An 11,121-nucleotide genomic window follows, 5' to 3' on the forward strand; every position below is an offset into this window, starting at 1 on the left:
AAACAGGATATCTGCAATATATGAAAAAAGTGTCCAATCGGTTTTGCATTTTCCATATCTGGTGGAAATTTCTCTCGTTTTTTATTACATTTTTATTCGTATTTATTCCTAGTGCGATTGGGGTCTATTGGATTTTCAAAACGGAAAACCTTCAGGAATTTTTCACAGGATATGATATCTCTATTTTAATATCCAATTCGCAGAACAGCTTAATTAATTCAACATCATTTCAGAATTCTATACTCGGAAATCTGATTTATCCAAAGGGTATTACTGACATTGCATTTTTATTTGGTTGCATTATCGTGTATTGTGCTTTTTTCGAATATGTGAAAAACCGAAATATTTTTGATTCAAACCAAACGACGGATTATGCCAAATTGTTGAATTTTTTTACATATGCGTTTTTTGCAAGCCTTTTTTATGATTGTATAATTATTTGGGGTTATTTTCAAGGATGGTTTAAAGATCTATCAAACGATCAATTCATTGAAGTTTTTTTCTTATTCACAATTGCATTGATGGCATTACTCAACATTATCATTGTCTACTATTTGCGCTCGAAAAATTTTGATAATTATGAAAATCTGGTAAAACTATCATTCTACCTAGAAAGGATTAATTTTTCAAAAGATTTCCAAAGCCTATCTATTTACATATTCTTTTTGACGATTCTCGTTCCTTTTTTCGGGGCATTATTATCATTTAATATTTTATCAATAATTTTCATTGATCTCCAACTTATCTACATAATTGCGATATTGGGTTTTTTAAATTCACTACCGAGAAATGTATCAATAATTCAATTTAAAACAGGGGATTCAATACCTGATGCATTTCTTTTACACGATTCAGAAATCGATTCTATCCTAGTTTTAACAACAGAGAATCAGAAGAAAAAAATTATGAAAGATACTATTTTTTGGACATCCAAAAATAATGAATTGCCACTAAATAACGTTGGAATCACACAAATTGGCAATATAACTATTGTAAAAAGTGAAGACTGCTTGAATTTGGTGAATGTTTCATGGCCATTATTGTTAATTTTCTCTGCGATTTCGATATTTCTAGGTTATGTCTTAAAAATACTACTTATTCTCCTTCCAGTTCCCGAATTACGAATTTTAACTTTGATTGTATGTCTGGTTTTTCTATTTTCGTTGGGTATTGTAGGCTATCTAACCTCCAGAGCTATTCAATAATATCACGCATTTGTTGAGAAACAAATTTTTAATTGGAATGGGACAACCATTATTTAAAAAACACGCCGTTTGATAAGTCACTTTTCAGAACCATGTGAGATTACTAGAATAGTTCAAAATTTACGAGGTCCCCATAATCCACATAATGAATGCGTGGTTTTAAATTCAAACCACAGTCTCATCTCACGCAACATTACTTCGTACCTGTCCCCGCTCCGGAAACCCTTATCACCCCCCATGCCCTAGGAGCACGTAAACAACACCTCCACCCGCAGGGAACCGCAGATGCTCGATAAACTCGATCTCACAAAGACAACAGACGAAACAAAATACGAGGCCGCACTCGAAGAGTACAAAGACCGGCTCGGTGTCCTCCAGCGTACCCTCCGCGAGAAGAAGATCCCCACCATGATCGTGATCGAGGGTTGGAACGCGTCCGGGATCACGATGGCCGTCCACGAGATCGTCCATGCACTCGACCCCCGGGGGTATACCCTCTACAAAACCGATAAGCCCACGGAAGAGGAGCGGGTACACCCGTTCCTCTGGAGGTTCTGGCTCCGGATACCTCCCCGGGGGCGCATCACGATCTTTGCTCGGAGCTGGTACACCCGGGTGATCGCCGAGGAGTCCCATAAGCCCAGCTGGGAAAAATCCTTAAAAGGCCGTGCACGTCAGATCAACACCTTCGAGCGGCAGCTGGCTGATGACGGGACGGTCATCATGAAATTCTTCCTGCACATCACCAAAGCGGAGCAGAAGAGCCGGCTTGAAGGGAGGGAGGGAAACCCGCTGACCGCGTGCCTGGTGACGCCATCGATCTGGAACCTCCACCATCATTATGACGACGCACTCCCGGTCTTTGACGATTTTATCCAAAAGACGGACACCCCTTACGCTCCCTGGACGCTTGTCGAGGCCACTGACCGCAAGTATGCGATCCTGAAAGTCTATGCAACCATCATAAAAACCCTGGAGAAACGGTGCGAAGCCGCTGAAGACGGGAAGACAAGAAAGCAAAAACCCCTGGAGATGGCAAAGCCGAAAAAGAGCCCGGTGAAGCGCCACTCCCATCCCGACAAGGTCCTGACCAAAGAGGAACTCCAGGAGACGCTCTCCCAGCTCCAGGTCGAGATGCTCGAACTGCACTATCTCCTCTTCAAGCGGAGGATCCCGCTGATCATCGTGTACGAAGGCTGGGATGCCGCAGGAAAAGGGGGGAACATCACCCGGGTCACGCGCTTCATGAACCCGCTTGGCTATTACGTTGTCCCGGTTGCCGCGCCAACCGAACACGAGAAAGAACTCCACTACCTGCGGAGGTTCATACAATATTTCCCGATCGGGGGGGATATCGCGATCTTCGACCGGAGCTGGTACGGGCGCGTGCTGGTCGAGCGGGTAGAGAAGATCTGTCCCGAACCCGACTGGCAGCGGGCATACCAGGAGATCAACGAGATGGAAGAAGAGTTCGTGTACTCTTCCCGGGGCGGGATCGTCAAGTTCTGGCTGGAGATCAGCAAAGAGGAGCAGCTCAAACGGTTTAATGAACGGGCATCCGATCCCAAAAAAGTGTACAAAATCACGGAAGAGGACTGGCGGAACCGCGAGAAATGGGACCAGTACAATGAGGCAGTTGACGAGATGCTTGCCCGGACCAGCACGGAGATCGCACCCTGGACCGTTGTCGAATCAGATGACAAGTGGTTTGCCCGGGTCAAGGCGCTCAGGACGATTATCGCGGCTGCTCACCGCCTGCTCTGACGAATAAATGTTCTCCGGAAAACTTTTTTGGTATCCTTAGAGAAAAAAAGCTGCCTTCAGGATTGCGGAGCAGTCCGGTCTTCCATGATCCGGCCATCCAGGGCAGTCACGAACCGGAGACCGGTGCAGGCAGTTTCAACAAGTTCATCCATCCCCATCTGCTGCTCCAGTTCTTTCACCTCGTCGAGCACCGCTGCCGTTGCCGGCATCTTCGGCACTGCCCGGCAGGCAAGATCGCCCGGTTTTGCCTCGAAGGTACCGATCCTCCGGGCGATCGTGATCGTCTCCTCCTTGTCATAGGTGATCAGCGGGCGAAGGATGGGGACGGTTGCCGCATCGGCAATGACGCCGAGGTTCGCGAGCGTCTGCGATGCCACCTGCCCGAGGTTCTCACCCGTGACAATGGCAAGGGCGCCCTCGTGCGCCATCATCCGGCCCGCCACCATCTGCATGAACCGCTTGCAGATCACGCAGCGGTATCGCGGGGGAACTTTGAGCTGGCTCATCCGGTCAAAGAGCGGTTCGTTGTTGGCAATCACGAGCGAGGCCGGGTTACCGGAACACCAGAGCGAGAGTTTCCGGTGATTGTCGATCGCAGCAGCAGTCACATCGGTGCCGGCCCAGCGCCCGGCATCGAGATACAGGTGCGTGATCTCGCAGCCCCGTTTCATGGCAAGCCACGAGGCAACGGGAGAGTCGATACCTGCGGAGAGGAGAACCAGGACCCGGCCCTGCGTGCCCCAGGGCAACCCGCCCGGCCCCGGGATACGCTTGTCATAGACAAGTCCGCCGAAATCCCGGACCTCGACGAAGACCTCGTACTCCGGTTCATCGAGATCCACCGTAAGTCCCGGGATATGGTCGTAGATGTGCGACCCGACCTCCATCCCCAGTTCCTGGCTGTTGAGGCCGGTCTTGTACTGGCGCTTGGCACGGACGGCAAAACTCATGCCGGCAGAGAGGTTGGGTAATGCAAGGAAGAGTCCCGCCTCACTGAGTGCTGCCAGATCTGCGGTGGTCCGGATACAGATGCTGACATCCACGATGCCGAAGATCCGCGAGACGATCGCTGCAACCTGCTCCGGATCATCGCCATAGATCAGGATCCTTCCCCGGGGCGTCTCGTACTTGCAGGTACGGCCGGCAGCAGCAAGGGCTTTACGGATATTCCGCAGGAGCATACCGATAAAATGGCGTTTCACCGGCTCGCTCTTTAAGAAGAGCTCCCCGTACCGCGCCATGACGAGACGTGTCCCGGCAGGCTCTGCATTTCCTGCTGCCATACTCCCGGAACTATTGCCATTCATGAGTGATAACCATTCGTGGTATCCTGGGCCGGAAGCGCCCGTCATTTTCCGGGAGCGGGGGTATCCGGTACCCTTTTTCCCGCCTGCACAGCGAAATCATTTAATCACGGGAGGGAATAGTGTACTGAAATGGCGAAGAAGGCGACAAAAAAAGAGGAAGAGGCGCCGCTCAAGTTGTTCTATATCTTTTACAACCAGGAGCGATGGGACAACTGGCTCAAAACCCTTGCGGAATCGAGTTTTGAAGTAGATCCCAAGAGCGAGGAGATGCCCGAAGGGTTCCGGATCCTTGACGGGTTCTCGGTGGATATCACGATCGAGGTCCTGAAGATCGTCAAGCTCTACCAGAACAAGCGGTTCTCCCGCGATGAAGCCATGGACAAACTTGCCGCCGTAGAGGCGATCGTCATGGCAACGCCCCAGAACCCGGAACTCGAGGAACTGGTCGGGATCCTGCAGCTGCCCAAACTTGCGCTCTTTGCCGGCGTGAGGAAATACATGTCCGGGGAATTTGACAAGGATATCAAGACCCTGGTCAAGAAAGGCAAGGACCAGATCGGCAAGGAGGACATGGAAGCCGCACTTGAGACCGCGTCCAATGTCGGGGCTGCGGTCATTGACGGCGCAGCCTGCTGCGGGAAATATGTCAAGGACGATCTCGAGAACCCGACCCTCTTTGACGAATGGCTCATCGAATGCGAGCGCATAAACGAGGGAATGACCTCGCTCAAGAACTTCGATGAGTCGACAGGAGACGACGATTGATCGCTGACCGGGCGCGGTTCCGTCACGCAAAGAAACTCGAGCGGCTCGCCGGCTATCGCCTTCCGGAAATGGCGTTCTCGGGCAACATGCTCGAGACCCTCTCTTCGCATATCAATTACGATTCCCTCGACTTCGGGGTCAGGGACCAGATCCTCGCATTTTTCAATGATTTCCTGCGCTGCACCTGCCGGGATTCCCCGCTCTGCGGCTGCCCGGAGAAGAAGTTTGCCATGAAAGTGATCGAGCTCCGCGAGAACGGCCTCGATCACCGGCAGATCGCCTCGTACCTCCTGGACGAGTACGGCATCGAGGTCTTTCCCGCAGATATCCTCTCATTTATGGAGGATACCGTCCATGTGCTGGAAGCCACGTCGGACGTGGCACGCCTCCAGGGCCGCGATGCCCTTGCAAAAAAGACCGCCGAGCACATCCACCTTATCGAACGATAAGGGCCGGGGATTCCCCGTGGCACCAGCGATGTCCTATATAGTTCCTGAGTTGTACGCTATAACAGGCCGCAGGAAAAGGATCCTGCCGGTGACTGTACCGGGCCGGTTGCAGCAGCACCCCGGGTGACCCATCCATGATCTGGCAATACTCCCCGTATTTCATCGCGTTTATTACCTGCGGGGTGATCCTCTCAATCCTTGCGATCACCGGGTGGCTCAACCGTTCCCATATCTGCACCCGCTCGTTTACGATCCTGATGCTTGCGACAAGCCTCTGGTCATTCTGTACCGCGCTTGAACTTGCGAGCGCTGATCTCCCCACCCAGATGCTGGCCATCTCCATCGAGTATGTCGGCATGGTCATCATCCCTGTCGGGTGGCTGCTGTTCACCCTCGAATATACCGGGCGGGAGCACTGGATTACGCGATCGAACGTTGCCCTGCTCATGGTGATACCGGTCTTCACGGTTGTTATGGTCGCTACCAACAGCTGGCATCACCTGTATTACACCTCGGTGACTGAGATCCTGCACGGCGGTCTCCTGTTTCACGAAGTCACGTACGGCCCCGCGTTCTGGCTGCACAGCATCTACTCGTACCTGCTGATCGGTACCGCCATTGTCCTGCTCATCCAGCGGTTTGCCCTGAGCACCGCGATGTACCGCGACCAGATGACGATCATCCTCATCGCCACGCTCATCCCGTTCCTGTTCAACCTGGCGTTTGTTCTCCGCTTCGGTTTTTCCGGTTTTATCGATCCCTCGCCGTTCGCATTTGCCATTGCCGGGTTTCTTATCCTCTTTGGCATGATGCGGTACCAGCTGCTCGATATCACCCCCGTTGCCCAGGATCTGGTCATCGAGAATATGCGTGACGGTGTCGTGGTAATTGACCTCCAGGGCCGGATCGTCAGCCTCAATGCCCAGGCTGAACGCATCACCGGCCGATCCCGGAGAGATGCCATCGGCACGACGATCGCGGTGACCCTTCCCTGTTCAGCACCCTTCCTGGAGACCATTGTCAGCGAGGGGGGTGTTGACGATAAGCAGCACGAGCTCGAACGTGAAACCGGCGGCATAAAGCAGTACTTCGAGATCCGCTGTATCCCGGTGTACTCGCAAGGCTCTGAACTCCGGGGCCGGCTGGTCCTGATCCGCGACATCACGGAGCAGAAAGTTGCCGAGCTCGGCCTGCTCCGGGCAAAGAAGAAACTGGAACTGCTCTCCGGTATCACCCGCCACGATATCCTCAACCAGGCAACCGTACTGCTGCTTTCCATCGACAGTGTAAAAGATACGACAAAAGATCCCGGGGTACAGGAATGGCTGGACCGGCAGGAGAGTGCGGTACGTATCATCCAGCACCAGATCGAGTTTGCCCGCGATTACGAGAGCCTGGGGGGGCAGGCGCCACAATGGATGAATATCAACCGGATCTTCTCCTATCTGGTGCCCCTGATGGGTGTCCGGGGCATCACGTTTGTCTCCCCGGAGCAGGATATTGAGATATTCGCCGACCCGCTTCTCGAACGCGTCTTTTACAATCTCGTGGACAACTCGTTCCGGCATGGAGAGCACGTGACCATGATCAGCATACGGAGTACGGACTCACCGGGTGGCATCACCCTCATCTACGAAGACAATGGTGTGGGCGTGCCCGTTGAAGCAAAACAGAAGATCTTCGAGCGCGGGTTCGGGAAGCACACGGGACTCGGTCTCTTCCTTGCACAGGAGATCCTGGAGATCACCGGCCTCTCCAGTTCGGAGACCGGTATCCCTGGCACGGGTGTCCGGTTCGAGATCCAGGTACCTCGGGAGCAGTACCGGATCCGGTCCTGAAAAGGATCGCAGTTTTCCTGTATCCCGTTCAGATCGCCTCATGGGTATCCATCGTGACCTTTGCATGACAGCGGGGGCACGGCACCTTCACCGGGCGCCGGGATCGTTGGAGCGAGTTGAGACGTATTCCCATATAGGTCCATACATGACTGCACCGGTGGCAGGTCACGCGGCAGCTGGTGTACTGGCATTCCATGATCAGACAACGGAACGATCAGGGTATTAAGCAGCGGATGGGGCGGGGTGAAAGTGCAAGTCCGGATCGCTGGTATGATTGTGCAGCAGGACTCATTCGCTGCTCTCTCTCTTTGTCCATCTCCTGCTGATACGCGTGGAGCCCTCGTCGCGCTGCGATTCGGCCTGCCCGATCAGTTTCCGGAGCATGCAGGGCGTGACAAACTTCCCGCTCATGACATGGATCTTCCTCCGGCCGGTGTCCGGATCCGTCTCGAATGCCAGGATGAAATCATTGCTCTCTTCAATTGCAGTCTGCAGTAATGCAGGCAGCAGGTCTGCCAGCGGTCTGCTGCGGTTCACCCTGCGCTTTTTTACCGGTGCCATGCGGAAAGATAACGGACCGGGGGGCAATAATGGTTGTGCGGGATTGTTCCCTAGTCAATGAATTCTCCGGCAGCAGGTACTCTTACTGGCTGATGACGGGATTACCGTACCCTGGAAACGATACGGAATCGTTGCGTATTATCATATCACCGCATTTTGATATGCGATTGTAAAACCCGGCATGCTTATGAGAAATCAGGACCAATATGTCTGCATGAAAACGGTTCCGGCTTTTTTTCCACCGGGACCGGGCATGATTGACCTGATGGGATAACAATCCCCCATCTTCCGGGAAAATGACCATGGACAGAAAATACCTTGTTTTTGGTATCATTGGCGCAGCGGTTCTTATCCTTGCGGCAATCGTTGCTGCCGGTACGGTGCCTCACGAGACGGTGAATCCATCCGTCTATATCGTGTATGCATCGGAGAAGGGCGACCGGTCGTATACCGACAGTGCATACCAGGGTCTCCTGGCAGCGCAGAAGGACCTGGCCGTTACCCCGAGGGAGTTCACGCTTGCCGAAAGCAACACCGTTCCGGCGGTTCTTGCAAATGCCAGTGTATCGGAAAGACCCGGTCTTATCATAACGATTGGTTTCCAGTACGCCAATTATACGCAGCAGCTTGCAAAGGCCAACCCGGATATCCGGTTCCTTGCCATTGACATGTCGGGGATCGGTTCGGGCAATGTCAGGGCGTATGAGATCACTTCCTATGGAGACAGTTTCCTTGCCGGCGTCCTCGCGGCATCGGCGACAAAGACCGGGAAGGTCGGGGTCATCATGGGGATGAAGACGGAACTGCTCGATGCGTTCCGGCAGGGCTACACGGACGGTGCCCGTGCGGTCAATCCCTCGATCCCGGTCGATTTCGCGTATGTGCAGCAGGATTCCCCGGATGGGTTCAAGGACCCGGAACAGGCAGGCCGGCTTGCTGAGGCAATGTACCGCAACGGGACGGATGTGATCTATGCCTGTGCCGGGGCCTCCAACCTTGGAATGTTTGCAGCAGCAAACACCACCCCCGGGAGGTATGCTATCGGTACGGACTCCGACCAGTCACCGCTTGGCCCGGATTTCGTGCTGGCCTCTGCAATAAAACGGGTGGACCGGGTCGTGTATACCGGCATCGAGGAATATCTGTACGGGTCGTTTGCGGGGGGAGAAAAGATTACCGGGCTCCGGGACGGCGCAACCGGCATTGTGTATAACCCGAAATTTGCATTCTACAATGAGACCGTCAGTGCATGGGAAGAAAAAGCAGAGGAGGGAGAAGCGAACTATCTTGCCTCCCGTCTGTTGCAGATGTAGGGATAATTCCGGATCTCCCGATCTCCCATCCTTTTTTGAATATTCGTTTTTTTTACGTGGTGCTGAACCGGGCACCATGGCCATGAGGCCCGGTGATCGTGATGCAATTATCTTCAATGGGGGGTCGCGTGGGTACAGTTCTCCGGTCCGGATCCGGGGATGCCCGACGATTTACTCTCGTAATTATCCGGTTCCGGACGGGAGGTCCGGGCAATAAAAATATTTTTGTACCCACGCGACCCCCCTTTGCCCTTTCCGGTTTTTGAGTGAAAAGGGGTAATTTTCACGTCGTAATTTTAGGTATATGCGGACTTTTTGAGGGAGGGGGGGTCGCATGGGTACACCGTGAGCGGTGGCATCAGGAACCCCGGGCCGGCAATGCTCTGTAAAGAACCCAAAACCGATGCTGAAAAAAAGGAGGAAACCGTTACCGGGTCAACTGTACGCCGGGACAACCGGGACCGCCGTCACGGTCATGACGGATGAATACAACCAGGCTGCAAGGAGAACGAGAAGGATCAGCGGGATGATGACGGCAATGACAACCGCAAGGATTGCTTTACCGGTGCTGAGTTCCTGAAGCTCGCGGATCCCAAGCACGCTTAAGACCAGAGACCAGAGCAGGAAGATGATCCCGATGAACGGGATCCAGCCAAGAAGCATGCGGGGCGTGCTGCCATAAATAACTGCATTTACGGTCTGCATAATGCCCTTTCTGCCGCCGAGAATGTACACCCAGAGGTGAATCCATGCGGCAAGGATGAACGTTACGATAAACCCGCCAATCAGCATCATGAAGAATACCAGGATCGGAACTGCCACGCCGAGCGACAGTCCGGCAAACATCTCCGTGTTCTCGATCCCGAATGCCGCGATCACCGCGGTCAGGATTGCATCGATCAGGAGGAGCACGCCAAAATAGGAAAATACTGTTGTCAGATCCTCGGTTTTTGATTGCCGGAATGTCTCAACGGGATTCAGGAGGAATCCTTTCATTTTGGTAAGCAACATATCAATCATAAAAAATCCTCACGAATGAGTAGTTGTTGTATTTTTTACATTGATGGATATTTAAACGCTGGGAAGGTGGAAGAAAAGGAGGGAGAATGTTCCAACACCGGTTACGGATGCGTAGGGGGCTAGGAAAACCTCCCGACACGTTTGATGCCGGACGGTTTGATCCCCTCGGTTGCAGATGTTACCGGGAAACAGGGAGGAACTGGTGGTGCTGGAGGGTATCCGGCCGGTCTGAACCGTGTCCTGCAATGATTTTTCCGGGTGAACCTGCAATCTCATCCAGCGGAAATTTTGTGAAAATGGTTACGGAAAACACGGACGGATAAATTTTTTTTTACAAATCATACCGGTAAATTCGGGGAGGATTTTTCACGTGGCGGGTATTTTTTAAAATTCTTGTACAGTATCAGGTTTTTTCAGAAATTTTTTTCCAGTCTATTGCGGATAGATTGCGAAATTTTTTTGGGAAATTTTTAAAAAATTCCGGAGAACGGATTCGATCGATTGCTCTCTTTCAATTCAGTGTCAGGTCAGGAAAAACTCCCGTGTCTGAACCGGATGAATCTCCACTGGTTACTGCTTTGCCACGCTCTCCTTAAGGGGCCTGCACCCCCTCCCCCACCCATCCGGGCCCGCAGCAGGCCCGGATCGCCTCTTTTGGAGGTAACCCGACCGGCCTGTTTTGAGGTATTTTGCGGGAAGTGTCAGGGAAAATCCCTGCACTGCGCCCGATAGGAAAACGGGCGTTTTTCCATGGAGAAAAACCGGCCTGTTTAGAACCTGTTTCTTTTGAGGATAGGTTGCTGCCGCAGGGTTTGGGATATGGGCTGGAGTTTACGTCGCCGATCGTCATTATCCGACATGCCATGATCACCATGAGAGACCTGCATTCCCGTAATCGA

At 52.6% G+C, this 11,121-nt stretch carries 10 protein-coding genes; 6 read left to right on the forward strand and 4 right to left on the reverse strand.

Translation table 11 applies throughout. The annotated features are described in order from the left end of the window. The first annotated feature begins 20 nt into the window (after positions 1-20). Together LUQ43_RS05190 and pap are read left to right on the forward strand one after the other, a co-directional pair. Positions 21-1,205: a hypothetical protein gene (locus tag LUQ43_RS05190; RefSeq protein WP_299964708.1), complete on the forward strand. Its 1,185-nt coding sequence runs from the start codon at positions 21-23 to the stop codon at positions 1,203-1,205. A gap of 285 nt (positions 1,206-1,490) precedes the next feature. Continuing rightward, entirely contained in the window at positions 1,491-2,969 is a 1,479-nt protein-coding gene (gene pap, locus LUQ43_RS05195) for a polyphosphate:AMP phosphotransferase (protein ID WP_299964710.1), read from the forward strand. 56 nt (positions 2,970-3,025) lie between these two features. Here the strand turns inward: pap and thiI are convergent, their stop codons facing one another. Next, positions 3,026-4,252 (reverse strand): tRNA uracil 4-sulfurtransferase ThiI, encoded by a 1,227-nt coding sequence (thiI, locus tag LUQ43_RS05200; protein ID WP_299964712.1) that lies wholly within the window; start codon positions 4,250-4,252, stop codon positions 3,026-3,028. 153 nt (positions 4,253-4,405) lie between these two features. Here thiI and LUQ43_RS05205 point away from each other — a divergent pair, with 153 nt between their 5' ends. The 3 genes from LUQ43_RS05205 to LUQ43_RS05215 all read left to right on the forward strand — a co-directional run bounded on the left by LUQ43_RS05205 (position 4,406) and on the right by LUQ43_RS05215 (position 7,328). Further along, the gene (locus tag LUQ43_RS05205) at positions 4,406-5,041 is read left to right on the forward strand and encodes a DUF2150 family protein (protein ID WP_299964714.1); all 636 of its coding nucleotides are present in this window, start codon (positions 4,406-4,408) and stop codon (positions 5,039-5,041) included. Beyond that, a complete protein-coding gene (locus LUQ43_RS05210) occupies positions 5,038-5,490 on the forward strand; it encodes a DUF5814 domain-containing protein (protein ID WP_299964716.1) in 453 nt (150 codons plus the stop codon). Before LUQ43_RS05205 ends, LUQ43_RS05210 begins: the two co-directional genes overlap by 4 nt. A 134-nt stretch (positions 5,491-5,624) precedes the next feature. Then, positions 5,625-7,328, forward strand: a complete 1,704-nt coding sequence (locus LUQ43_RS05215) for a histidine kinase N-terminal 7TM domain-containing protein (RefSeq protein ID WP_299964717.1) — start codon at positions 5,625-5,627, stop codon at positions 7,326-7,328. Between the two features lie 28 nt (positions 7,329-7,356). On the opposite strand, the gene LUQ43_RS05220 is transcribed toward LUQ43_RS05215, so the two are convergent. Both LUQ43_RS05220 and LUQ43_RS05225 read right to left on the reverse strand, forming a co-directional pair. After that, positions 7,357-7,524, reverse strand: a complete 168-nt coding sequence (locus tag LUQ43_RS05220; protein WP_299964719.1) for a hypothetical protein — start codon at positions 7,522-7,524, stop codon at positions 7,357-7,359. Between the two features lie 92 nt (positions 7,525-7,616). Next, positions 7,617-7,889, reverse strand: a complete 273-nt coding sequence (locus LUQ43_RS05225) for a hypothetical protein (RefSeq protein ID WP_299964721.1) — start codon at positions 7,887-7,889, stop codon at positions 7,617-7,619. Between the two features lie 302 nt (positions 7,890-8,191). Between LUQ43_RS05225 and LUQ43_RS05230 the strand changes: the two genes are divergently transcribed. After that, a complete protein-coding gene (locus LUQ43_RS05230) occupies positions 8,192-9,202 on the forward strand; it encodes a BMP family ABC transporter substrate-binding protein (RefSeq protein ID WP_299964723.1) in 1,011 nt (336 codons plus the stop codon). A 435-nt stretch (positions 9,203-9,637) separates the two neighbouring features. On the opposite strand, the gene LUQ43_RS05235 is transcribed toward LUQ43_RS05230, so the two are convergent. Further along, complete coding sequence (locus LUQ43_RS05235) at positions 9,638-10,198, reverse strand: YIP1 family protein (protein WP_299964725.1); 561 nt, start codon at positions 10,196-10,198, stop codon at positions 9,638-9,640. Positions 10,199-11,121 lie beyond the last annotated feature (923 nt).

Source organism: Methanoregula sp., assembly GCF_028679125.1.
Lineage (GTDB): Archaea > Halobacteriota > Methanomicrobia > Methanomicrobiales > Methanospirillaceae > Methanoregula.

What these genes read in the sequence shown, in the direction of transcription:
- LUQ43_RS05205 (WP_299964714.1), top strand. Translation starts at nt 4,406, where the DNA reads ATGGCGAAGAAGGCGACAAAAAAAGAGGAAGAGGCGCCGCTCAAGTTG.
- LUQ43_RS05230 (WP_299964723.1), top strand. Translation starts at nt 8,192, where the DNA reads ATGGACAGAAAATACCTTGTTTTTGGTATCATTGGCGCAGCGGTTCTT.
- thiI (WP_299964712.1), bottom strand. Translation starts at nt 4,252, where the DNA reads ATGGCAGCAGGAAATGCAGAGCCTGCCGGGACACGTCTCGTCATGGCG.
- LUQ43_RS05235 (WP_299964725.1), bottom strand. Translation starts at nt 10,198, where the DNA reads ATGAAAGGATTCCTCCTGAATCCCGTTGAGACATTCCGGCAATCAAAA.
- LUQ43_RS05190 (WP_299964708.1), top strand. Translation starts at nt 21, where the DNA reads ATGAAAAAAGTGTCCAATCGGTTTTGCATTTTCCATATCTGGTGGAAA.
- pap (WP_299964710.1), top strand. Translation starts at nt 1,491, where the DNA reads ATGCTCGATAAACTCGATCTCACAAAGACAACAGACGAAACAAAATAC.
- LUQ43_RS05215 (WP_299964717.1), top strand. Translation starts at nt 5,625, where the DNA reads ATGATCTGGCAATACTCCCCGTATTTCATCGCGTTTATTACCTGCGGG.
- LUQ43_RS05220 (WP_299964719.1), bottom strand. Translation starts at nt 7,524, where the DNA reads ATGGAATGCCAGTACACCAGCTGCCGCGTGACCTGCCACCGGTGCAGT.
- LUQ43_RS05225 (WP_299964721.1), bottom strand. Translation starts at nt 7,889, where the DNA reads ATGGCACCGGTAAAAAAGCGCAGGGTGAACCGCAGCAGACCGCTGGCA.